Genomic DNA, 23,803 nt, shown 5'->3' on the forward strand with positions numbered 1-23,803 from the left:
ATGTCCACCGAGCGTGAAAAAATGGCCGCGGGCGAATGGTACAGCTGCATGGATGGCGAGCTGGATATATTGCGCCGGCGCGCACGAGGGGCCGTCCACCAGCACAATACGATGCCGCCGGATGAGCGCGGGGCAATTGCACCGCTGCTGCGAGCGCTGTTTAATTCTGTCGGGGAAGGCGCGTTTCTCGAAGCGCCGTTTCATTGCGCTTACGGCTTTAATATCGCGCTGGGAAAGAATGTATATCTCAACGCGGGCTGCACCATTCTCGATTCCGCTAAGGTAACGATAGGCGATGGCGCGATGCTGGGGCCTGCGGTGCAGATTTACTGTGCGGAACACCATCTCGACCCGGTGCCGCGTGCGCAAGGCATTGAAATCGCAAAACCCGTGGCCATCGGTCGCGACGTCTGGATCGGCGGCGGAGCGATTCTGCTTGCGGGTGTGACAGTGGCTGACGGTGCGATTGTCGGTGCCGGTTCGGTCGTCACACGCGACGTCGCTGCAGGCGTGACGGTGGTCGGGAACCCGGCGCGGCCCCTGAAACGCATATCCGACTGAGATTTTCATCCGCCGCTGTAATAAATCTGACATGAAACTGTCAAAGAGGCGTCATTGAACCTCTCTATTCGCATCCTCACCCCAATAAATGGTGGAGAGGATTTGATATGTTCAAGAAGATTTCCATGGCCGCTGTGGCTGTCAGCATCTCCGCGACCTCTTCCATGGCTGCGACCAACATCACCTGGTGGCATGGCATGGGCGGCCGTAACGGCGAAGTCATCAACGAAGTCGCCCAGAAATTCAACGAAGCCCAGAAAGAATGCGCGCTGACGCCGGTTTCCAAGGGCTCCTATGAAGAAGCTCTCGCCAGCGGCATCGCAGCTTTCCGTTCGGGCGAACAGCCGAACATTCTTCAGGTTTTCGATGCAGGTGCTGCCACCATCATCAACGCCAAGGGCGCGGTCATTCCTGCCGAAGACCTGATCACCAAGGCCGGTTACAAGTTCGATCGCGACGCCTTTATCAATGGCGTGCGCTACTTCTACGCTGCCGCTGACGGCAAGTTCGTCGGCATGCCGTTCAATTCCTCCGCTCCCATCATGTACATCAACGACGAGGCCCTGAAGAAGGCCGGCGTCGAAGCTCCGAAGACGTGGGAAGACTTTGAAAAGGTCGCCCCGAAGCTGAAGGAAGCCGGCTATATTCCGCTCGTCCAGTCGCAGCTGACCTGGCAGTTCACGGAGAACTTCTTCTCGCGTAACAACATCCAGTTCGCCACGAACAACAATGGTTACGACAGCGTCACCGACACCAAGCTCAAGGTCACCGACCCGAACCTCGTCATGATGTTCGAGAAGCTGAAGGACTGGAAGGACAAGGGCCTGTTTGCCTATTATGGCGCAGGCTGGAACGACAACCAGAAGCCCTTCGAAGAAGGTAAGGTAGCACTCTGGATCGGTTCGTCGGGTTCCTTTGGCGGCCTTCAGAAGACGGCCACAATGCCATTCTCGGCAACTTTCCTCCCTTACTGGGGCTCCATCAAGGGCGCGGGCACCAACTCCTTCATCGGCGGCGCCGCCCTCTTTGCAATGTCGGGCAAGTCCGAAGCCGAAAACAAATGCGTGGCCGACTTCTTCCAGTTCCTGACCTCGCCGGAAATCCAGGTCTTCTATCACAAGGCAACCGGTTACGTCGCCATCACCAAGGCCGCTTATGAAAAGGCCAAGGCTGAAGGCTACTACAAGGAAAAGCCGGTCGCCGAAGTCGGCATCCAGCAGCTGTCACTGCAGGGTGGCGACTGGTCCAAGGGTTATCGCCTCGGCTTCTACCCGCAGATCCGCGCCGTGATGGAACGCGAATATAACCGCATCTTCTCCGGCGAAGTCACGCCGAAGGCTGCTTTCGAAATCATCGAGAAGGAAGGCAACGACCTTCTGGCCCGCTTCGCCAAGACGGCCGGCTGATCGATCTCTTCGAAACCGTTGATCTTGTCGAGCCTCCTTTCTGACGGAAGGGAGGCTCACTTCTGGATAAGGAGGCGCAAGCGTGGCCTATACATCGTCTCAACCGCGCCGGTTTTTCTCCGGTCGGTCCGCAAAGGCTGGAAAACCCGCCAAGCCCGCAGAAGCCGGCATGAAGCGCGTGCAGTTCTCTTCGTCCTTTGTGCCCTATCTGTTTCTGGCACCGCAGCTTGCGGTGATTTTCATTTTCTTCTATTGGCCATCCGTTCAGGCCATCCATTCGTCTTTCTATATCGAAGACCCGTTCGGGTTCGGCGCTTCCTTCGTTGGACTCGCCAATTATTCGGATGCGATCTTCAGCCCCGAATATCTCAGCATCGCGAAATTCACGGTAGTCTTCACCGTGCTCGTCACCTTCTTTTCGCTGGCGCTCGGCCTGCTGCTCGCCGTCAAGGCGGATGCGGTCATTCGCGGCAGTTCGACATACAAGACGCTGCTGATTTCCGTTTACGCCATTGCGCCGCCGGTCGCCGGCCTTATCGGCATGATGTTTTTCGACCAGCATATCGGCCCCTTCGTGAAGATGGCCGCGTTTCTCGGTTGGGACATGAAGGTCGGCCTCAATTATTTCGATACGGCCTTTGCCATGATCGTTGTCGCGGTCTGGAAGCAGATTCCTTACAACTTCATCTTCTTCCTCTCCGGTCTCCAGGGCGTTCCGGTGTCCGTGCGGGAAGCCGCGTCCATCGATTGCCGTTCGGGCTTTCGCCGGTTCTGGACCGTCATCATGCCGCTCCTGGCGCCCACGGCCTTCTTTCTGCTGATCATCAACATCACCTATGCGCTCTTCGACACCTTCGGCGTCATTGACGTGATGGTGAAGGATAAGGCCGCCAACAACCCGATTACGCTGGTCTACAAGGTGTTCCTCGACGGTTTCCGCGGCAATGACATCGGCGGTTCCTCGGCCCAGTCCGTCATCCTCATGCTGGTCGTTTTCGTCCTCACCATCATCCAGTTCCGCTTCATTGAGAAGCGTATCCATTACAATTGAGGGAAAAGACGATGTACAAGACCAAACCCCTCGATCATCTGGTGCTGATCATTGGCGCATTGTTTCTGATCCTGCCTGTTGTCGTGGCCTTCATGACGTCCACCCACACGGCGGCTGAAATTCACCGCAGCGGCCTTGCGATCATTCCCGGCGACAATTTCATCGAAACCTATGAGAAGGTCCTTACCCAGAAGGGTGGTTTCACCGGACAGGTTACAGGCCTGAACATGGTGTTGAATTCGCTGATCCTCGGCATCGGCTTTGCCGTCGGCAAAATCGTCCTGTCGATGACGGCGGCCTATGCGATCGTCTATTTCCGCTTCCGTTTTGCGACGCTCGCCTTCTGGATCATTTTCACCACGCTGCTTCTGCCGCTCGAAGTGCGCATCATGCCGTCCTACGAGGTAATGAGCAAACTGGGACTGTTGAACTCCTATACCGGTCTGATCGTGCCGCTTCTCGCTTCGGCGACGGGCACCTTCTATTTCCGGCAGTTCTTCAAATCCGTGCCTGAGGAGCTGCTGGAGGCTGCCCGTATCGATGGTGCGGGGCCAGTGAAATTTTTCATCGACGTTCTCATTCCGCTGTCGCGCACCATGATGGCGGCGATCTTCATCATCATGTTCGTCTATGGCTGGAATCAGTATCTCTGGCCCATGCTGATGACGACGGATGAGAGTTTCTTCACCCTGATGCGTGGCATCAAGTCGATCCTGCAGGTCTGGGTCGGTTCGCAAATCCCCGATTACAACGAAGCTTTCGCGCTCGCCGTGCTGGCCATGCTGCCACCCGTGCTGATCGTCGTTATTTTCCAGCGCTGGTTCATCAAGGGCCTGACCGAGAGCGATAAATAAGGAGACCGAAATGGCCGCGATAGAAATCAGTCAGGTCTGCAAGGATTATCATGGCGGCGTGCGCGCCGTGCATCATGTCGATATTGATATCAAGGACGGCGAGTTCATCGTTCTCGTCGGTCCCTCCGGCTGCGGCAAGTCCACGCTTTTGCGTATGGTCGCCGGGCTTGAGGATATTTCAGAAGGCACGGTGAAGATCGGCGACCGGGTGGTCAACCAGACCGATCCGGCCGACCGCGATATCGCCATGGTCTTCCAGAACTACGCGCTTTACCCGCATATGTCGGTACGCGAGAACCTGGAGTACGGGCTGAAGAACCGCAGGACACCCAAGGCGGAAATTGACGCCCGTGTGGCTGAAGCGGCGCGTATGCTGCAACTCGAACCCTATCTGGACCGCAAGCCACGCGCCCTTTCCGGTGGTCAGCGTCAGCGCGTCGCCATGGGGCGCGCGATCGTTCGCAAGCCTGCTGCCTTCCTGTTCGACGAACCCTTGTCCAATCTCGATGCCAAGCTGCGTGTTTCCATGCGCGGCGAAATCAAGCGGCTGCAAAAACGTCTCGGCACGACATCGATCTACGTGACCCATGACCAGTTGGAAGCCATGACGCTGGCCGACCGTCTCGTCGTGCTGAATGGCGGCCGTATCGAGCAGATCGGTGCGCCGCTGGATGTCTATCACACGCCTGCCTCAACCTTCGTCGCAAGTTTCATCGGCTCTCCGGCCATGAATCTTCTCAGCGCCGAATTGCACGGCGATAGCCTTGCCATCGGGCCGTCGCTGTTTGCGCTCAATGGCTTCGCCCCCACGTCCGGCCCGGTGACTGTTGGAATGCGGGCGGAAGATTTTCGTCTCGCTGCTGCTGACGCCCAGGGTTTCGCACTTCGCGTGGATTATATTGAGGAGCTGGGTTCGCAACGCCTTATACACGGCATGATCGGCGATCAGAGCCTGACCGTGGCCTTTCCGCCTGATGTCGAGGTTCCGTCCGCGCTTTCGGTGACGATTGCTCCGGAAAAACTGCACTTCTTCTCCAGCGAAACTGGCAAGCGTATCGCCAGCAGAGCAGAACAAACGATGGCGCAGGACGCTCAACTGGCGACGGCCTGAGTTCGTCACCTGAAATCGGCGCGATGGCTAAAATTGCGCCGATTGTCAAAACTGGTTTGTTACGATCCCGATGATAAAAGGCCTCCAATATTTCACGGGGGTTTTCTCATATGTCGTTCAAAATGATGTTCGCGGCGGCCGCAACCATGGCTATCCGTACGGTGCCGATATTGCCGGCCTATCTGCGTCGGAAAAAAGACGACGCCGTGGTCAGCGCATCCTGCACCGATCTACGGCTTCAGCCGGCGCCTATCAATCCTGAATGGATCATTGCCGGCAACCCGCAGGCACGTGCTGCGGATCATTCCCGAAGCGGCGACCGTGCCTCAAGCACTGCCATGTGGGATTGCACTGCAGGCGAATTCCGCTGGTTCTTCGGCTGGGATGAGACCGTCTATATTCTGGAAGGCGAGGTGCATGTGACGGCCGAGGACGGCTCGGTCAGCATCCTGCGGGTCGGTGACGTCGCTTATTTCAGGGCCGGAACATGGGCCACCTGGCGTGTTGATCATTATGTGCGCAAGGTTGCCTTCATGCGTCGTCCGTTCCCCAAGGCGCTGGCATTTGCCTATCGCGTCAAGAACAAGCTGTTCGCCGGTCGCTCCTACAAGCTGGCAGCCTGAGCCGTCGCCCATGCCGTTGGCGGGCGCGGGTGTGCCTTCGCCGTGGGAATTATGAAGGTTCAATAAAACTCACAGAAACCACGGCTCGCAGCAGTTGCGTTTGAATGGTCGCTGCCCTACATCTTTCAAGTTTTCTGAAGCATTTCCGGGTCTCTTCCGGTCCTGCCGGAACGCTTGAAAGATGAGACACGGCATGGCGGATCGCAGGCGTCCGTATGCTGCGAGAGGAACATGCGCATGGCGAAGATCAAGAACGTCGCGATCCAGATGGATCATGTCTCCGGCATCAACATCGGCGGTGATTCCACCTTCGCCATGAGCCTTGAAGCGCAGGCGCGTGGATATCGGCTGTTCCATTACACGCCCGACCGCCTTTCCATGCGCGATGGCAAGATTTACGCGACCGTCGAGCAGATGGAGCTGCGCGACATCAAGGGTGACCATTTCTCGCTTTCCGAACCGGAGCGCGTTGATCTGTCCACGATGGATGTCATCCATCTGCGTCAGGATCCACCATTCGACATGGCCTATATCACCTCCACCCATCTGCTGGAGCGCATTCATCCGAGGACCCTGGTGGTCAATGATCCCGCCTGGGTGCGCAATTCGCCGGAGAAGATCTTCGTCACTGAATTCGCGGATCTCATGCCGAAGACGCTGATCACGAAGGATGTTGCGGAAATCGCGCGCTTCCGTAACGAAATGGGCGATATCATTCTCAAGCCGCTTTATGGCAATGGCGGTGCGGGCGTCTTCCATTCAGCGCGGGACGACCGCAATTTCTCATCGCTGCTGGAAATGTTCGGTCAGATGTTCCGCGAACCTTACATTGCTCAGGAATATCTGCCCGACGTCCGCAAGGGCGATAAACGCATCCTGCTGGTGGATGGAGAGCCGGTGGGTGCGATCAACCGCGTTCCAGCGGAAAACGATGCCCGTTCCAACATGCACGCTGGCGGCCGGCCTGAGCCTACGGAACTGACCGCGCGCGAAAAGGAAATCTGCCGCCGTATCGGCCCCGCCCTGCGCGAGCGTGGTTTCCTGTTCGTTGGAATTGATGTCATTGGCGATTACCTCACCGAAATCAACGTCACCTCGCCGACCGGCATTCGAGAGGTGCGGAAATTCGGCGGCGCCGATGTGGCGAGCCTGCTGTGGGACGCCATCGAGAAAAAGCGCGAAGCTCAGGATTTTTGACGAGACATAAATCGCTCTCGGTTTGTTCCGGCTATACAACTCGATACAACTAAAATACAGCGGATGCGATAAATTGTTCGCTGGATGTTCTTGTTTTATTCTTTGAGCTGTGGCACGTTGCTTGGCAATGGTCGTGGATGGGGCATAAGGCTCTGAAAGCGCGGCGGTTTGCGGGGGCAGGCCATGGTGGCACGGGTCAATACGGTGGCATTTCAGGGCATAGAGGGTGTGCCTGTTGAGGTGCAGGTCATGGTCGCACCGGGAAGGGTCGGCATCCAGATTGTCGGTCTGCCGGATAAAGCCGTCGCCGAAAGCCGGGAGCGCGTGCAGGCGGCATTACATGCCTCAGGCTTGGCGCTGCCGGCAAAGAAGGTCACGGTCAATCTTGCCCCTGCCGATCTGCCGAAGGAAGGATCGCATTTCGATCTTCCCATTGCCCTTGGCCTCATGGCTGCCCTGGGAGCCATACCGGCCGAAGCGCTGGGGCGTTACGTGGTCCTTGGCGAACTCAATCTCGATGGTACTATCGGCTTGGTTGCGGGCGCGCTTCCGGCAGCGATCGGGGCCAATGCGCTTGGCAAGGGACTGATTTGCCCGGCTGATAGCGGCCCGGAGGCGGCATGGGCCGGAGCCGGGATCGATATTCTCGCCCCGCGCAGCCTGATTGCGCTCGCTAATCACTTTCGTGGCACGCAGATCCTCTCGCGCCCGACGCCCGCCATTCGCGCCAATCCGGTCAATCTGCCTGATCTAGCTGACATAAAGGGGCAGGAGAGCGCCCGGCGGGCGCTGGAGGTGGCAGCCGCCGGCGGCCATAATCTGCTGATGGTCGGCCCGCCCGGCTCGGGAAAATCCATGCTCGCCGCCCGCTTGCCTTCGATCCTGCCGCCGCTGGAGGCGGCAGAACTGCTGGAAGTGTCCATGGTCCATTCCATTGCCGGCCAATTGTCGGGTGGCAAGCTTTCGGATCGCAGGCCTTTCCGCACGCCGCATCATTCCGCCACCATGGCGGCCCTGATCGGCGGCGGGCTGCGGGCCAAACCGGGTGAGGCTTCGCTTGCTCACCATGGCGTTCTTTTTCTGGATGAGTTCCCGGAATTTTCGCCGCAGGTGCTGGATGCCCTGCGTCAGCCGCTCGAAACCGGCGAATGCATTATCGCGCGTGCCAATCACCGTGTCAGCTATCCCGCGCAAATCCAGCTTGTCGCGGCAATGAATCCCTGCCGTTGCGGTATGGCGGGAGAGCCGGGTTTTACCTGTGCCAGAGGCCCACGTTGTGTGGCAGACTATCAGGCTCGCATTTCTGGCCCGCTGCTCGATCGCATCGACATCCGTATCGACGTTCCCGCCGTTTCCGCCGCCGATCTCATTCGGCCCGTGACGGCCGAACCGAGCGCCGTGGTCGCGGCGCGCGTCGCCGAAGCGCGCCTTGCCCAGCAGGAACGTTATGCGGCAGCGGGCTTCCCTGCCATCCGCACCAACGCCCGCTGCACGACAGCAATGATCGAAAAATACGCCGAACCGGACCAGTCCGGGCTGCAATTGCTGCGTGATGCGGCGGAGCGCATGAAGTTTTCCGCGCGCGGTTACCATCGCATTCTCAAGGTGGCCCGCACCCTGGCGGATCTGGATGGCAGGCAAACGGTTGGACGTATCCATATTGCTGAAGCAGTGTCCTATCGTATCGCCGGCGAAAGGCTAACCGCCGCGGCGTAAAACCAGCTACGGGCACTTTGTCTGGAAAGGACGCTCATGCCTGCCGGTCAATCAGGCGGTTCCGGGAATGAACAGGTAAAATGCTGTCTGGACAGCTCGGTAGGTGATGGGCCGAATGAGGGGGCCTTGAAACAGAAGTGCCGCCGGCAAACCGGCGGCACGTCAAATATTCGCTTTTCCGCAACCGGGTGCCGAGAAGGGGCTAGAGCCCAAGCCCTTCGAAAAGTGCTGTCGAAAGATAACGTTCCGCGAAGGAGGGAATGATGATGACAATGTTCTTGCCGGCATTTTCCTCACGCGCACCGACCTTGATTGCCGCCGCCAGCGCCGCACCCGAGGAGATGCCAACGGGCACGCCTTCCAGCCTCGCCGCCAGACGTGCGGTTTCGAAAGCCTCATCATTGGTGACGGTGACGATCTCGTCATAAATGCCGGTGTCGAGAATGGCGGGGGCAAAACCGGCGCCGATGCCCTGAATTTTGTGGGGGCCGGGGTTGCCACCGGAAAGAACGGGGCTGTCGGCGGGCTCCACCGCAATCACCTTCACCTCGGGCTTGCGGGATTTCAGAACCTGACCCGTGCCGGTGATCGTGCCGCCGGTGCCGATACCCGAGACCAAAATATCAACCGTGCCTTCGGTGTCGTTCCAGATTTCTTCAGCCGTCGTCTTGCGGTGGATCTCCGGATTGGCGGGGTTTTCAAACTGCTGCGGAATGATGGCGTCAGGCAGGGTTTCTGCCAGTTCCTGCGCCTTGGCGATGGCGCCCTTCATGCCCTTCGGGCCTTCGGTCAGCACCAGTTCTGCGCCCAGGAGAGCCAGCATTTTCCGACGCTCGACCGACATGGTTTCAGGCATGGTCAGGATCAGCTTGTAGCCTTTCGCGGCGGCAGCGAAGGCGAGCGCAATCCCCGTATTACCGGAGGTCGGTTCCACCAGCGTCGTCTTTCCGGGCGTAATCTTGCCCTGGGCTTCCAGAGCTTCAATCATGGCGACGCCGATGCGGTCCTTCACCGAAGCGATGGGATTGAAAAATTCGAGCTTGGCAAGAAGGTTGGCCTTCACGCCTTTTTCCTTCGCCAGCTTGTCGAGCCGCACGATCGGTGTATCGCCGATTGTTTCCGTAATCGAGGAATAGACGCGTCCGCGTCCGGGCTTTCTGGCTTCCGGCATGTTGCTCTCCTGTGTAAAGACCGCAAGATTTGAGCGGCAGAATAGGATCAATAACCTCCGCAAGCTAGCGAACGTTCGTCCTAATATCCGTGAATTGCGGGAATAATTTCACGCCAGATCGCGGAAATGCACGAATTTGTTTTACGTGCTGCGGATGGCGATCATCGTCGCGGTTCCGGCCAGAATACCCGCCGCGGTGCGGTTGAGAATTGTCAGGGCGCTCGGTCTTTTCAGGAGGTTGCGCGCTTTGGCCGCAAGCAGGATGTAAGGCAGGAGAACCGCCATCAGCACGACAAAGGTGATGGCAAGAAGCGTCGCATATTCCGAAGGGCCGATCATGCGGATGTCGATCAGCGTCGGCACCAGCGCCACATAAAAAAGCATGGTTTTGGGATTGCCGAGGGTGATCAGCAGGCCGGACAGGAAGGACATGGACATGCTGGTGCTCTTCTTCGCCTTCAGGTCCTGCGGCAAGAGACCGGCGGTCCAGAGCTTCCAGGCGATATAGAGAAGATAGGCCGCACCTGCAAATTTCAGGACCATGAAAGCCTCCTGAAAGGTCTGCGCGACGAAGGCCAGCCCCAGGATCACAGCGGTCAGATAGATCATGTCGCCAAGCACCAGCCCGAGACCCATGAAAAAGGTTTCCCGAAAGCCCGAACCCAGCGCCCGCGCCACGATTGCCGTCATGCCGGGGCCGGGAATGGCGGCAGCGATGAAGAGGGCGGTGGCATAAGCGAATAGGGTGGTCAGCGTCATGATCGTGTTTCCCTGAAAATCCGCCAGATCCATAGCGAAAATGCCGGGCAAAGACAATCAGTCCGCTCCTCTGCACCAGCGGTGTCGCTAAACGCCGGTAGAGCCGAAACCGCCGACGCCCCGTGCCGTCTGCGAAGTCTCCATCACTTCGACAACAGTCACCTGCGTCACGGGCGCGACGACCATCTGTGCAATGCGCATGCCACGCTCGATGACGAAGTCGTCCTGACCGAGATTGGCGAGGATGACTTTCACCTCGCCGCGATAATCGCTGTCCACCGTGCCCGGGGAATTAAGGCAGGTGATGCCGTTCTTGATGGCAAGGCCGGAGCGGGGGCGGATTTGCGCCTCATATCCGGCGGGAACTTCGAACACGAAGCCGGTCGGCACCAGCGCCCGTTCACCGGGTTTCAGGGTCAACGGCTCACCCACGGACACAGCTGCACGCAGGTCCATGCCGGCGGCGCCGCCGGTCTCGTAAGAGGGGAGTTCAAGGCCCGCGCCGTGGGCGAGGCGGGCGAGACGAAGAGGAGGCAGATTGTTGTTTTGAACGGTCATGCGGCATTAGTTTGCCGAGATCGCGGCAAGGTCAATTGCAAAACCGGCCCTGAAACGCTAGATACCCCGCAATTCCACAGGATTTGTCAGATGGCCGAAACACTTGCCGAGGCGGTCTCCCGCCGCCGCACCTTTGCTATTATCGCGCACCCGGATGCGGGTAAAACCACGCTCACCGAAAAGCTGCTGCTGTTCGGCGGAGCGATCCAGCTTGCCGGTGAGGTGAAGGCGAAAAAGGACCGCATCCAGACCCGTTCGGACTGGATGAAGATCGAGCGCGAGCGCGGCATTTCGGTCGTCACGTCGGTCATGACTTTCGAATATAACGACCGCGTCTTCAATATCCTCGATACGCCCGGCCACGAAGATTTCGCCGACGATACCTATCGTACGCTGACGGCCGTGGATGCGGCGATCATGGTCATCGACGCCGCCAAGGGTATCGAGCCGCGCACGCTGAAGCTGTTCGAAGTCTGCCGCATGCGCGATATTCCGATCATTACCTTCATCAACAAGATGGACCGCGAAAGCCGCGACCCCTTTGAGATACTGGACGAGGTGGAGGAGAAGCTCGCGCTCGATACGGCGCCGATCACCTGGCCGGTGGGCCGCGCCAAAACCTTCTGCGGCGCCTATCATCTTGCCGACAGCACGTTCCGCGGCGTCGACACGCAGGTGGAGGCCATGAAGGTTAACGGCCCGCAGGCGGTCGCGGATCGACTGCCGGAAAATGAGCGCGATGCTTTCATCGAAGAAACGGAACTGGCGATGGAAGCCTGCCGTCCCTTCGATCGGCAGGCTTTCCTCGAAGGTCATATGACGCCGGTCTTCTTCGGTTCGGCGCTGCGCAATTTCGGTGTGCGTGACCTTATCAATGCGCTCGGCGATTTCGCACCGCCACCGCGCGATCAGGTGGCGGATACCCGCACCGTGCATGCGGCCGAAGACAAAATGACTGCCTTCGTCTTCAAGATTCAGGCCAATATGGACCCGAACCACCGCGACCGTATCGCCTTTGCCCGCATCTGCTCCGGCAAGCTGGAGCGCGGCATGAAGGCGCGCCTGTCACGCACCGGCAAGCAGATGGGACTCACCGCGCCGCAATTCTTCTTCGCCTCGCAACGCCAGCTGGCCGACACAGCCTTTGCAGGTGATGTGGTCGGCATTCCGAACCACGGCACGCTCCGCATCGGCGATACGCTGACCGAGGGTGAAAACCTCGTGTTCCAGGGTGTGCCGAACTTCTCGCCGGAAATCCTGCGCCGTGTGCGTCTGGAAGATGCGATGAAGGCGAAGAAGCTGAAGGAAGCCCTGCAGCAAATGGCGGAAGAGGGCGTCGTGCAGCTCTTTTCGCCGGAAGACGGCTCGCCAGCCATCGTCGGCGTCGTTGGTGCGCTGCAGCTTGACGTGTTGAAGGAACGGCTGATGGGCGAATATGGCCTGCCGGTTTCCTTCGAAATGTCGCGCTTCTCGGTCTGCCGCTGGATTTCGTCCGATCAGCTGGCAGAAATGGACAAGTTCCTCAACGTCAAGCGTGGCGATATCGCCCGCGACCTGGATGGCGATCCGGTATTTCTGGCGCAGGATGCCTTTTCGCTGCGTTATGAATCCGAGCGTTTCCCCGCTATCAAGATGGTTGCGATCAAGGAATATCACGTCGCCAAGGCGGCGTGATATCGGCCGGGTTGCACTTTGTATGCCAAGGGCCGAGCATTTCAGGAAAAATGCGCAAGCGTCTTTCCGTCCAGAAATGTGGAAAAACAAAGAGCTAGAGCATTGAAGGTGATTACGTTTTCACTGAAAATGCTCTAGTTTCCCGGTGAAACGGGAAACTGGTCCGGCATCATGGCGCTTTCAGACAAACATATTCTCCTCATCATATCAGGCGGCATCGCGGCCTATAAGAGCCTCGACCTCATCCGCCGTCTGAAAGAGCGAGGCGCAAAGGTTACGCCTGTCATGACGAAAGGCGCGCAGGAATTTATCACCCCGCTCGCCGTTGGTGCATTGTCTGCCACCCATGTTTTCACGGAGCTTTTTTCACGGCAGGACGAGCAGGATGTTGGCCATATCAGGCTGGCGCGCGATTGCGATCTCGTGCTGGTGGCGCCCGCCACCGCCGATCTCATGGCGAAGATGGCACATGGTTTGGCCGATGATCTAGCTTCGGCGGTCCTTCTTGCGACCGACCGCAAGGTGCTGGTTGCGCCGGCGATGAACCCAAAAATGTGGTCGGCAAAGCCAACAATGCGCAATGTCGATACGCTGAAGAAAGACGGTGTGTTTTTCGTCGGACCAATGGCCGGCGAGATGGCTGAGAAGGGGGAGGCTGGTCTCGGCCGAATGGCGGAGCCTTTACAGATCGTCCAAGCCGTTGAAGCGCTGCTGGATGGGGAGACGAAGCCCCTGAAGGGCAAGACGGCGATCGTGACCTCCGGCCCTACGCATGAGCCGATCGATCCCGTGCGCTACATCGCCAACCGTTCATCGGGCAAGCAGGGCCATGCGATTGCAGCGGCTCTCGCGGAACTCGGTGCAGACGTAACGCTGGTTTCCGGGCCGGTGACCATTGCTGATCCCGCCGGTGTGACGGTAATCCATGTCGAGCGCGCCGAAGAAATGCGGGACGCGGTGATCTCAAGGCTGCCGTCGGATATCGCCGTCATGGTTGCCGCCGTCGCCGACTGGCGGGTGGCGGGTTCATCAGAACAAAAGATCAAGAAACAGCCAGGTGATGCGCCGCCGGCGCTCCAGCTGACAGAAAATCCCGATATTCTCAAAACCGTCGGCCACCATGAAAACCGTCCGAAGCTAGTGGTGGGCTTCGCTGCCGAAACGCAGGACGTGGAAAAAAACGGTCGCGCCAAACTGGAACGCAAGGGCGCGGATTACATCGTCGCCAACGACGTCTCGGCGCAAACCGGAATCATGGGTGGAGACCGCAACAGCGTGAAAATCATTTCGGCTGAGGGTGTTGAGGCATGGCCGGATCTCGATAAGGCCGAAGTGGCAAAACGTCTGGCAGCCTTTGTCGCGGAGAAACTCACATGACCATCTTTGATCGCAAGACATTCGACAGGATGCTTGGCGAATGGCCGGGCGTGCGTTTCGTCGATCAATGGGATTCGCATGTTGCCAAGGTGGGCGACAAGGTCTTTGCCGTGCTGGGCGAACGGGAAGACTGGCGGCTGGTGGTGAAATGCTCGGAGGAGAGCTTTGAAATCCTCACTGCGCTCGAAGGTATCGCCCAGGCGCCGTATTTTGCCAAACGCAAATGGATATCGATTGCCGATCATTCTCCGCTCGAACGGGAAGAAGTGGAGCACTATGTTCGCCGCTCCTATGAGCTTGTGGCAGCCGGCCTGACAAAAAAACTGCGAGGCGAGCTGGGCATCGTGATCGATCCCGCACCCGCCCTATAATTTCCGCTTCAATTGACCTTTTTGTCTTTGCCGATGATCTGGCGGACGCCTTCTTTGGTGAAGGGCTGCACGAGCTGTGGCAAAAACCCCTTGGCGATCTCACCCTTGATGCCGATATCAGTTGATGAGGGTCGGTCAGGGTTATGGTAGGAGCCAAAGAGAATATCGAAGATGACGAGGTTTTCGCCGTAATTGGTATTGCCTTCCGGAAGCTGTTTTGAATGGTGCCAACGATGTAGGCGCGGCGTGCTGAAGACATAGTCGAGCACACCCGTTTTCATGTCGACATTGCAATGGGTCAAGATACCGATGAATGCGGTCACAGCACCCAGCCACCAGAACACCTGCAGCGGCGCCCCCATGAAATAAAGCGGAATCTGGCTGAGCGCGATCTTGAATAGGGAATCGGCCACATGGAACCGCCCGGTATTAACGACCCATAGCCGTACGACGCTGTGATGCAGGGCATGGAACCGCCAGAAAAAAACGGTTTCATGCGCGATGCGATGGGCCCAGTAGAGACCGAATTCGGCAATCGTTACCGCAAGCGAGACCTGCACCACCATTGGCAGATGCGATGACCACAGGTCAAAGCGCATTGCCGCGAGCGGCTGGAGCACGTTCGCGGCCAGCATCGGGAAGATGGCCGATGCTGCGGCGGCAAGTTGCACCAGCCCCTTGGTCAAAAGCGTGTGGCCGATGCTCGTCATTGTCTCGCCATCCCCTTCGAGCCATTCTACTTCATAGGGAATATAGCGTTCGAGAAGAAAGAGAGTGATAACCGCGCAGGCATAGACACTGAGAAACGCCGCGATCGGATGGCTGCTCGAGAAGGCGAAATATGACCCCACGAGGCCGCCAACAAAGACGAGTGGCCAGGAGGAATAGGAGAGGGTCTGTTTCAGTATCTGCGCTTTAGCCATCACAATCAAATCCCGACCGGCATCATCCGTCTCTAACACCCGCGCACTATCGCGGCTTCAAAGCAGCCCTTTACCCGCACAACTGCCTGACCCGAGGAAAGGCCAGGTCTTTATTACCTCGAGACGTTACACAAACATGGCACGAAAACGTGCCGAGATGTTCAGCTTACCTTGATGGCAATAAAGACAAGCGTCAGCGCAATAACCCACAGCGCTATCCGCCCCCATCTGGTATGGCGCGCTTCTGCCCTGCCGATGGCTTCTGCGGTCTGGGCGTCGAAACGCAAGCCGTGCTCGCTCATATACATCAGTTCGGAATGCAGCTTCTCCGTCTTGGCGGCGATCTCCGGCGCTGCCTCGGCGAGCTTCAGGGCGGCCTTCACGCCGTCTTTCAGATCGGTTACGATACGTTTCGGGCCAAGATTGTCCCTTATCCAGCCACTGACAACAGGGTCAGCCGCCTTCCACATGTTGAAGCGCGGATTGAGCATACGCGACACGCCTTCCACCACCACCATCGTCTTTTGCAGCATCACGAGTTCCGGCCGGGTTTCCATGTCGAAAAGCTCAGTGACTTCAAAGAGAAGGGTCAGGAGCTTGCCCATGGAGATCGTCTCGGCCGGCTGGCCGTGAATTGGCTCGCCGATGGCGCGGATCGCCTGCGCGAAACTCGCTATGTCGTGATGGCCCGGCACGTAACCGGCCTCGAAATGTACTTCCGCCACCCGCATGTAATCGCGCGTGATGAAGCCGTAGAGGATTTCAGCGAGAAACCGCCGCTCCTTTTTCCCGAGCCGTCCGGCGATGCCCATATCGACCGCGACTATCATGCCCTGCGGATCGACGAAAAGATTGCCGGGATGCATGTCGGCATGGAAAAAACCGTCGCGCAGGGTGTGCCGCAGGAAGGACTGAATCAGTGTGTCGGCGAGCTTGTTCAGGTCGTGACCGGCGGCCTTCAGGCCTTCAATGTCCGACATCTTGACGCCGTCGATCCACTCCATGGTGACGACGTCACGACCGGTGCGTTCCCAGTCGACTTCGGGAACACGAAAACCGGGATCTTGCCTGGTGTTTTCCGCAAGCTCGGAAAGGGCGGCGGCCTCAAGCCGCAGATCCATCTCGATCTTGGTGGTCTGCTCCAGCGTGCGCGTCACTTCGACCGGGCGCAGACGACGGGCCGAGCGGACAAAGCGCTGTTGCAGGTCGGCGATCAGATACATCGCCTCGAGATCGTTCTGGAAGCGTTGTCGCACGCCGGGACGGATCACCTTCACGGCAACCTTGCGTGGCCCCTTTGGCGTATCCACAATCGCCGGATGGACCTGGGCGATGGAGGCGGCGGCGATCGGGTCGCCAAATTCCCTGTAGAGTTCCGAAACCAGCCGTCCGAGCGATCCCTCGATATTCGCTTTGGCGGCTGCGGCTGGGAAAAAGGCCATGCGGTCCTGAAGGCTTGCGAGATCGTCCGCGAACTCCGCGCCCACCACATCCGGACGGGTGGCCAGAAACTGACCCATCTTCACATAGGACGGTCCAAGCCGCTCGACGGCCACCGCCAGCCGATCGCTACGCTGCGCTCTTTTCGCCTTGCTACGGGCGAATGGCTTCAGCAGGGCTTTTAACACCTGCGCGGGAGCGGGCAGGTCATCGGACGGCAGGGCCAGCACGACGCCTTCGCGCACGAGAACCCAGCCAACCCTTGCGAGGCGGAAATATGCGCCCAAAGTGCTCATGCTTATGCTTGTCTCCTGCCTATGCCGGCCATGGTCTTAGAGCTTCCAGCCGGAATGCAGGGCGGCGATGCCGCCGGTGTAATTGGTATAGGTCACGCGGGAGAAGCCAGCGGTGCGGATCATCGTCGCAAAATCCTCCTGATTGGGGAATTTACGGATCGATTCGACCAGATACTGATAGGGTTCGGCGTCGCCGGTGATCATCTTGCCGAATTGCGGAATGGCATTGAACGACCACGCGTCGTAGACGCGATCAAGCAGCGGCATCTCAACTTCGGAAAACTCCAGCACCAGAAGCCGCCCGCCGCGCTTCAGCACACGGTGCGCTTCCTTCAGCGCAACGTTGATGCGCGGAACATTGCGAATGCCAAAGGCGATCGTATAGGCGTCGAAGCTGTTCGCCTCAAAAGGTAGTTCCTCGGCATTGGCCTCCACGAAGGTCAAATTGTCCGAAAGCTTCTTTTTCGCCGCGCGCTCTTCGCCGACGGCAAGCATCGAGCCGTTGATATCGAGAACGGTGGCATGCGCCAGACGGTTGGAAGCTTCGATGATCCGGAAGGCAATATCCCCGGTACCACCAGCCACGTCCAGAACCTTGTAGGAGGGATCCTTGCGCGGCGAAAGCGAGGACACCATGGCGTCCTTCCACAGCCGGTGCAGGCCGGCCGACATCACGTCGTTCATGATATCGTAGCGCTTGGCCACCTTGTGGAAGACCTCGTTGACCATCCCCTGCTTCTGGCCTTCGTCCACCTTGTGGAAGCCATAGGACGTTTCCATGCCGCCTTGGGCGGTGGTACGGGCGTCGGTCATCGTCTGTCTCCATATTTATTGCGTGGCGGACCATAGCGGAAACGCCATGGCGACGCTATCTGTTGCCGCATCGCCTGGGCGCGACATTTCGCGTGCACTTTATAGACCACATGGTCCTAACGAAAAACTGCCGGATAAGCCAGATGCCAGAATTGCCAGAAGTCGAAACCGTCAGACGCGGCCTTGCTCCCGCCATGGAAGGGGCAAGGGTTCGCAAGCTCCATCTCGGCCGCCCCGACCTGCGGTTTCCGTTTCCAGAGGATTTCGCGGAGCTTATCGAGGGGAAGACAATCATCTCGCTCGGAAGGCGGGCAAAATATCTTCTGATCGAGCTGGAGGACGGGCTGACAATCGTGTCCCATCTCGGCATGTCCGGCTCTTTCCGCGTGGAAGCGGAGGCCGATGCAGAAGGCAGCATACCCGGCGTGTTCCACCATCCCCGCTCGAAGGACGGCAAGCACGACCACGTCGTCTTTCATCTGGATAAAGGCGAAGAGCGCATCTGCATTATCTATAATGATCCGCGTCGCTTCGGCTTCATGCATCTGGTGGAGCGCAGCAAGCTCGATCTTTATCCCGCCTTTGCGGAACTTGGCCCGGAGCCAACAGGCAATACGCTGAGCGCGGATTATCTCGCGAGCCGGTTCGACGGTAAAAGCCAACCGCTGAAAAGCACGCTGCTGGACCAGAAGGTTATTGCCGGCCTCGGCAATATCTATGTCTGCGAGGCGCTGTGGCGCGCCCATCTTTCCCCCCTGCGTGCCGCCGGAACGCTGGTAACGAAAGGCGGCAAGCCCACAGCGAAGCTTGTCGATCTCACGGAGAAAATCCGCGACGTCATCGCCGATGCCATCGCCGCCGGGGGCTCATCATTGCGCGACCACATACAGACGGATGGAACGCTTGGTTATTTCCAGCATTCCTTTTCGGTCTACGATCAGGAGGGGCAGCCTTGCCGTACCCCCGGCTGCAGGGGTACGGTTGAAAGGGTGGTGCAGGCTGGCCGCTCCACCTTTTATTGCGCCGCCTGCCAGAAATGAACCAACGACGGAGAAGGGGAGACTGCCGTGGATTATGAAACGATATTGGTCGAAAAGCGCGACGAGGTAGGGGTCATCACGCTCAATCGTCCAAAGGCGCTAAACGCTCTCAATTCCGTGCTTCTGAAAGAGCTGCGACACATCCTGTCTTCATTTTCCGTGGACGATTCCATCGGTGCGGTCGTTATCACCGGCTCTGAGAAGGCATTTGCGGCGGGTGCCGATATCAAGGAAATGCAGGGGCTGGATTTCGTCGATGCCTATGTCGGCGATTTTCTTGGCGGCTGGGACGAGGTTGCGGCCACCCGCAAACCCGTCATCGCCGCCGTTTCCGGTTTTGCCCTCGGGGGCGGGTGCGAACTCGCCATGATGTGCGACTTCATAATAGCATCCGATACGGCAAAGTTCGGCCAGCCGGAGATCACGCTGGGTGTCATTCCAGGCATGGGCGGCTCCCAGCGGCTGACGCGTGCGGTGGGTAAGGCAAAGGCGATGGACCTCGTTCTGACTGGCCGCATGATGGATGCGGCGGAAGCCGAGCGCGCCGGTCTCGTATCGAGAATCGTACCGGCCGCGAACCTGATGGACGAGGCGGTGGAGGCCGCCACCCGCATCGCGTCGCTGTCGCGTGCCTCCGTGCTCATGGCCAAGGAAAGTGTCAATCGTTCCTTCGAAGTGCCGCTTTCGGAAGGTCTGCGATATGAAAGACGGTCCTTTCAGTCGCTTTTCGCCACGGCAGATCAGAAGGAGGGCATGGCGGCCTTCGTCGAAAAGCGCAAACCTGCTTTCCGGAATCGCTAAGGATTCGGAATATCGGCGCTTTTGAGCGTTTTGCGCGTTGACGGGCGTAAGCTTTAGCGGTATATGCCCGCCCACGGTTAAGGAAAGCCATCCGGCTTGTCCGAAATTACTCCCGCATTCTTGGGTTACGTGAGGTCTTCGAAAGACCCGATCCTCTGGTTGCGGAATTTGGTTTGAATTCGAAGAGAGGCATACATGGCCAATACAACTTCGGCGAAAAAGGCGACCCGCAAGATCGCTCGCCGTACCGCAGTCAACAAGGCTCGCCGTTCGCGCGTTCGCGGCTTCATCCGCAAGGTCGAGGAAGCAATCGCTACCGGTGATCTCGCTGTCGCTACCGAAGCTCTGAAGGCAGCTCAGCCCGAGATCCAGCGCGCCGCCACGAAGGGCGTTCTGCATGGCAACACGGCATCCCGTAAGGTGTCGCGTCTTGCACAGCGCGTGAAGGCTCTTTCCGCCTAATCCGGCTAATTACAAATAATTATTCAAAAAGCCTGGTCTTTGACCGGGCTTTTTCTGATTCTAACCGCCTGTTAATCATTCCTCCCGTAACGTGACAAATGCGTGTCAACTGAACGACAGGAAAAACTAAGCAAAAACAAATACTTGCTGGAGGTCTTCTCCAAAATGGGAAGCTTGCTCTACGGAAGTCGGGGCAAGTTTTGAGTCAAGAAGATTTTTATTTTTTTGCCAAAACAGGCTCTCAAAAAACGCCAAAATTGAATCTCATTGATTCATAAGCGATTCTGCTTTGAACCTTGACGGTGATGCAAAACGGCCATTGCGAGTCAATGGCCGATCTACGTTTTTGCAGAAAAAACGCCATTGATCTCTCCCCACGATCCTGCCTAAATGCATTCCAACAAGGGGTGCGGATCTCAGTCCACAGATTATCTCGATGTTCGTATCGACGATATTCACCTTCTTGCTGACGGGTCTTTCGAGGTCCGTTTTTTCAGGTCATGGAGCTTTTTGTACCGTTTCGGTCTCGGAACGGGCGGGAGCTTTTTGTCCTCAAAAATGCGCCTTAAGGTTGTGGCGAAAGGAGCGTTTTGAGCGTGTCGCAGGCCTCTCCATGAGGGAGAGGGAAATGGGAAACCGGCTCGCAAACGAGAATAGTCTTTGACGTTCTTTCGAGGGGAACGCTGAGGGCGGGAATAAACGAGGGGGATCTCTGGCGATCTATTTTGGTCGTCAGGCTATGATTGGCAATTTGAAAGGCGGCAATATGCAATTGAATTTGGCGATGGGTGCGGTGGCTGATGGGGACCGCGCACCAAAGGCATGTGATGCAGCTTGCTCAGAGGCGGCAGGGGACAAATCGGCAATGAAGCATGATGCGCTGTTTGAACGTTTTAGCGCGCGGCTCAAGGCACAGGTTGGTCCGGAAGTCTATGCGAGCTGGTTTGCACGGCTGAAACTCCATTCCGTTTCGAAAAGCGTCGTTCGTTTTACCGTTCCGACGACCTTTCTGAAGTCCTGGATCAATAACCGTTATATGGACCTGATCACCAGCCTCGTGCAGAGCGAGGATCCGGATGTGCTGAAGGTGGAGATTCTGGTCCGCTCGGCCAGCCGCCCGGTGCGCCCGGCCCAGGCTGAGGAACGGACACAGCCCGCTCAGGAAATCGGGGCGGTTCAGCGCAACAAGCCTTTTGTCCCGCAGCAGCCCGCGGCGGCGCCTTCTGCGCAGCCCGTGGCCGCGCAGGCAACGCTGCGTCAGGGCGGCTCCGGTCCGCTGTTCGGGTCACCGCTGGATACGCGTTTCACCTTCGAGACGTTTGTGGAAGGTTCGTCCAACCGTGTTGCGCTTGCAGCCGCAAAGACGATAGCAGAAGCCGGCGCTGGTGCCGTGCGTTTTAATCCGCTGTTCATCCATGCGGGTGTGGGCCTCGGCAAGACACATCTTCTGCAGGCCATCGCGAATGCGGCCATCGACAGCCCGCGCAATCCGCGCGTGGTTTATCTGACGGCCGAATATTTCATGTGGCGTTTCGCAACCGCGATCCGTGACAATGACGCTCTGACGCTGAAGGATACGCTGCGCAATATCGATCTGCTCGTCATCGATGACATGCAGTTTCTGCAGGGCAAGATGATCCAGCACGAATTCTGCCACCTGCTGAACATGCTGCTCGACAGCGCCAAGCAGGTCGTGGTTGCGGCTGACCGCGCTCCATGGGAACTGGAATCGCTCGATCCGCGCGTGCGCTCCCGCCTTCAGGGCGGCATGGCCATCGAGATCGAAGGGCCCGATTACGACATGCGTTATGAAATGCTCAACCGCCGCCTCGGTTCGGCCCGTCAGGAAGATCCTTCCTTTGATATTTCGGACGAAATCCTGACCCATGTCGCCAAAAGCGTTACGGCGAGCGGTCGCGAACTTGAGGGTGCGTTCAACCAGCTGATGTTCCGGCGCTCTTTCGAACCGAATCTGTCGGTCGATCGGGTCGATGAACTACTGTCGCATCTCGTCGGCACGGGCGAGGCCAAGCGCGTGCGTATTGAGGATATTCAGCGGATCGTCGCCAAGCATTACAACGTGTCGCGGCAGGAACTGGTGTCCAACCGCCGCACCCGAGTCATCGTCAAGCCACGCCAGATCGCCATGTATCTGGCGAAGATGCTGACGCCGCGGTCTTTCCCGGAGATCGGCCGCCGTTTTGGCGGACGTGACCATACCACGGTTCTGCATGCGGTGCGCAAGATCGAGGAGCTGATCTCCGGCGATACCAAGCTCGGTCATGAGGTCGAGCTGCTGAAGCGCCTGATCAACGAAAACAACGCATGAAAAAAGCGGCCTCCGGGCCGCTTTTTTATTCTCTTCTTGTTTGAGGACTAAAGCCGGATGCGCGGGTGTCAGCAGGCGAGGTCGGCGACGACGGCGTCCAGAATGAGCATGCCCGATGGGGTGCAGCGCAGCCGGGAGTTTCCGAGCCGCTCCACAAAGCCGTGCTGGAGAAGAAACTCTTCCTTTTCCGGGTCGAGGTCGCGTCCGGAAAGATCGCTCCAGCGGGCGAGATCGATGCCTTCCCGCAGGCGAAGGCCCATCAGCAGCAATTCGTCGGCCTGTTCATCGACGCCGAGGAGTTCCTGATCGATCATGCCGTGGCCTTCCCGCTCAACGGTTTCCAGCCAGGTCTCAGGGTGGCGTTCGGTCGCCGTTGCGAGCTTGGAGGAGCCGCGCGTCAGACGCCCATGCGCGCCAGGACCGATGCCCGCGTAATCGCCATAACGCCAGTAGGTGAGGTTGTGGCGACTTTCAGCACCGGGCCGGGCATGGTTGGAAACCTCGTAGGCCGGCATGCCGTAACGCTCGGTGATTTCCTGAGTGGCTTCATAAAGCACGGCCGAATGCTCGCCATCTGGCACGATGAGTTTGCCGGCCTTGTGCAGGCCGTAGAAGGGCGTGCCTTCTTCTATCGTCAGCTGATAGAGCGACAGATGGTCAACGGCATAGGAGACTGCTTCCTTCAGCTCGGCGTCCCATTCGGCCACCGTCTGGTTCGGGCGGGCATAGATGAGGTCGAAGGACATACGCGGGAAAATCTCACGCGCCAGCCTGATGGCTTTCAGGGCGTCAGCGACATCATGCAGCCGTCCGAGGAATTTCAGGTCGCGGTCATTCAGCGCCTGCACACCGAGAGAGACGCGGTTGACGCCCGCCGCCCGGTAACCGCGAAACCGCTCTGCCTCGACGCTCGAAGGATTGGCTTCCATGGTGATCTCGATACCATCCGGCACATGCCAGAAGCGCGAGACGCCATCAAGAAGTGCTGCGACTGTCTGCGGGTCCATCAGCGATGGCGTGCCGCCGCCCATGAAGATGCTGGTGACGACGCGCGGGCCGCTCAACGACCGCATATGTTCCATTTCACGCAGGAAGGCAGCCGTAAACCGCTCCTGATCTACCGGCCGGTGGCGGACATGGCTGTTGAAATCGCAATAGGGGCATTTGGCCGCGCAGAAGGGCCAATGCAGATAAATCCCGAAACCGGGATCGCCCGTATCCGGCAGAAGCGATGCGCCGGGGGCAGAAAGTTGGTGCTCCCCGACCATCG

Annotated in this window: 22 protein-coding genes; 15 read left to right on the forward strand and 7 right to left on the reverse strand. The window is 58.4% G+C overall.

The window, feature by feature from the left end; translation table 11 throughout:
- The 8 genes from K7A42_RS16390 (at position 1) to K7A42_RS16425 (ending at position 8,519) form a co-directional block, all read left to right on the forward strand.
- A complete protein-coding gene (locus tag K7A42_RS16390) occupies positions 1-561 on the forward strand; it encodes a sugar O-acetyltransferase (RefSeq protein ID WP_045532989.1) in 561 nt (186 codons plus the stop codon).
- A 107-nt stretch (positions 562-668) separates the two neighbouring features.
- On the forward strand, positions 669-1,967 hold the full coding sequence (locus K7A42_RS16395) for an extracellular solute-binding protein (RefSeq protein ID WP_022555483.1): 1,299 nt from the start codon (positions 669-671) through the stop codon (positions 1,965-1,967).
- 82 nt (positions 1,968-2,049) lie between these two features.
- On the forward strand, positions 2,050-3,018 hold the full coding sequence (locus K7A42_RS16400; protein WP_020011090.1) for an ABC transporter permease subunit: 969 nt from the start codon (positions 2,050-2,052) through the stop codon (positions 3,016-3,018).
- An 11-nt stretch (positions 3,019-3,029) separates the two neighbouring features.
- Positions 3,030-3,872, forward strand: coding sequence for a sn-glycerol-3-phosphate ABC transporter permease UgpE (gene ugpE / locus K7A42_RS16405; RefSeq protein WP_035206675.1), 843 nt, complete (start codon positions 3,030-3,032; stop codon positions 3,870-3,872).
- Positions 3,873-3,882: 10 nt separating this feature from the next.
- Positions 3,883-4,983, forward strand: a complete 1,101-nt coding sequence (locus K7A42_RS16410; RefSeq protein ID WP_107339920.1) for a sn-glycerol-3-phosphate import ATP-binding protein UgpC — start codon at positions 3,883-3,885, stop codon at positions 4,981-4,983.
- Between the two features lie 110 nt (positions 4,984-5,093).
- Positions 5,094-5,606: a cupin domain-containing protein gene (locus K7A42_RS16415; protein WP_174150611.1), complete on the forward strand. Its 513-nt coding sequence runs from the start codon at positions 5,094-5,096 to the stop codon at positions 5,604-5,606.
- A 237-nt stretch (positions 5,607-5,843) separates the two neighbouring features.
- A complete protein-coding gene (gene gshB / locus K7A42_RS16420; RefSeq protein WP_022555488.1) occupies positions 5,844-6,803 on the forward strand; it encodes a glutathione synthase in 960 nt (319 codons plus the stop codon).
- Between the two features lie 183 nt (positions 6,804-6,986).
- Positions 6,987-8,519 (forward strand): YifB family Mg chelatase-like AAA ATPase, encoded by a 1,533-nt coding sequence (locus K7A42_RS16425; protein ID WP_112555983.1) that lies wholly within the window; start codon positions 6,987-6,989, stop codon positions 8,517-8,519.
- 202 nt (positions 8,520-8,721) lie between these two features.
- Here K7A42_RS16425 and cysK read toward each other — a convergent pair whose 3' ends face one another.
- The 3 genes from cysK to dut all read right to left on the reverse strand — a co-directional run bounded on the left by cysK (position 8,722) and on the right by dut (position 11,007).
- On the reverse strand, positions 8,722-9,690 hold the full coding sequence (gene cysK / locus K7A42_RS16430) for a cysteine synthase A (RefSeq protein WP_006699690.1): 969 nt from the start codon (positions 9,688-9,690) through the stop codon (positions 8,722-8,724).
- A gap of 141 nt (positions 9,691-9,831) precedes the next feature.
- A complete protein-coding gene (locus K7A42_RS16435; protein ID WP_006699689.1) occupies positions 9,832-10,449 on the reverse strand; it encodes a LysE family translocator in 618 nt (205 codons plus the stop codon).
- 87 nt (positions 10,450-10,536) lie between these two features.
- The gene (gene dut / locus K7A42_RS16440) at positions 10,537-11,007 is read right to left on the reverse strand and encodes a dUTP diphosphatase (protein WP_035206679.1); all 471 of its coding nucleotides are present in this window, start codon (positions 11,005-11,007) and stop codon (positions 10,537-10,539) included.
- A gap of 90 nt (positions 11,008-11,097) precedes the next feature.
- Here dut and K7A42_RS16445 point away from each other — a divergent pair, with 90 nt between their 5' ends.
- The 3 genes from K7A42_RS16445 (at position 11,098) to K7A42_RS16455 (ending at position 14,429) form a co-directional block, all read left to right on the forward strand.
- Complete coding sequence (locus K7A42_RS16445) at positions 11,098-12,681, forward strand: peptide chain release factor 3 (protein ID WP_282455562.1); 1,584 nt, start codon at positions 11,098-11,100, stop codon at positions 12,679-12,681.
- Positions 12,682-12,852: 171 nt separating this feature from the next.
- Positions 12,853-14,058: a bifunctional phosphopantothenoylcysteine decarboxylase/phosphopantothenate--cysteine ligase CoaBC gene (gene coaBC, locus K7A42_RS16450; protein WP_282455563.1), complete on the forward strand. Its 1,206-nt coding sequence runs from the start codon at positions 12,853-12,855 to the stop codon at positions 14,056-14,058.
- Positions 14,055-14,429 carry an MmcQ/YjbR family DNA-binding protein gene (locus K7A42_RS16455; RefSeq protein WP_004439515.1) on the forward strand — a complete coding sequence of 125 codons (375 nt, stop codon included), beginning with the start codon at positions 14,055-14,057 and terminating at the stop codon, positions 14,427-14,429. Before coaBC ends, K7A42_RS16455 begins: the two co-directional genes overlap by 4 nt.
- Positions 14,430-14,437: 8 nt before the next feature.
- Here K7A42_RS16455 and K7A42_RS16460 read toward each other — a convergent pair whose 3' ends face one another.
- From K7A42_RS16460 to ubiE, 3 genes are all read right to left on the reverse strand, one after another.
- Positions 14,438-15,352, reverse strand: a complete 915-nt coding sequence (locus K7A42_RS16460; protein ID WP_282455564.1) for a sterol desaturase family protein — start codon at positions 15,350-15,352, stop codon at positions 14,438-14,440.
- 161 nt (positions 15,353-15,513) lie between these two features.
- On the reverse strand, positions 15,514-17,088 hold the full coding sequence (ubiB, locus tag K7A42_RS16465; protein ID WP_282455565.1) for a 2-polyprenylphenol 6-hydroxylase: 1,575 nt from the start codon (positions 17,086-17,088) through the stop codon (positions 15,514-15,516).
- A gap of 36 nt (positions 17,089-17,124) precedes the next feature.
- Positions 17,125-17,901, reverse strand: a complete 777-nt coding sequence (gene ubiE / locus K7A42_RS16470) for a bifunctional demethylmenaquinone methyltransferase/2-methoxy-6-polyprenyl-1,4-benzoquinol methylase UbiE (protein ID WP_077986581.1) — start codon at positions 17,899-17,901, stop codon at positions 17,125-17,127.
- A gap of 143 nt (positions 17,902-18,044) precedes the next feature.
- Between ubiE and mutM the strand changes: the two genes are divergently transcribed.
- The 4 genes from mutM to dnaA all read left to right on the forward strand — a co-directional run bounded on the left by mutM (position 18,045) and on the right by dnaA (position 22,533).
- Positions 18,045-18,941 (forward strand): bifunctional DNA-formamidopyrimidine glycosylase/DNA-(apurinic or apyrimidinic site) lyase, encoded by an 897-nt coding sequence (mutM, locus tag K7A42_RS16475; RefSeq protein ID WP_282455566.1) that lies wholly within the window; start codon positions 18,045-18,047, stop codon positions 18,939-18,941.
- Positions 18,942-18,968: 27 nt separating this feature from the next.
- Positions 18,969-19,742 (forward strand): enoyl-CoA hydratase, encoded by a 774-nt coding sequence (locus tag K7A42_RS16480; protein WP_004439522.1) that lies wholly within the window; start codon positions 18,969-18,971, stop codon positions 19,740-19,742.
- A 195-nt stretch (positions 19,743-19,937) separates the two neighbouring features.
- Complete coding sequence (gene rpsT, locus K7A42_RS16485; RefSeq protein WP_004439523.1) at positions 19,938-20,204, forward strand: 30S ribosomal protein S20; 267 nt, start codon at positions 19,938-19,940, stop codon at positions 20,202-20,204.
- 865 nt (positions 20,205-21,069) lie between these two features.
- Entirely contained in the window at positions 21,070-22,533 is a 1,464-nt protein-coding gene (dnaA, locus tag K7A42_RS16490) for a chromosomal replication initiator protein DnaA (RefSeq protein WP_006699682.1), read from the forward strand.
- A gap of 68 nt (positions 22,534-22,601) precedes the next feature.
- On the opposite strand, the gene hemW is transcribed toward dnaA, so the two are convergent.
- A complete protein-coding gene (gene hemW / locus K7A42_RS16495) occupies positions 22,602-23,801 on the reverse strand; it encodes a radical SAM family heme chaperone HemW (protein ID WP_035206815.1) in 1,200 nt (399 codons plus the stop codon).
- Between the last annotated feature and the right edge of the window lie 2 nt (positions 23,802-23,803).

The organism is Agrobacterium sp. InxBP2 (assembly GCF_026191755.1).
Classification (GTDB): Bacteria; Pseudomonadota; Alphaproteobacteria; order Rhizobiales; family Rhizobiaceae; genus Agrobacterium; species Agrobacterium pusense.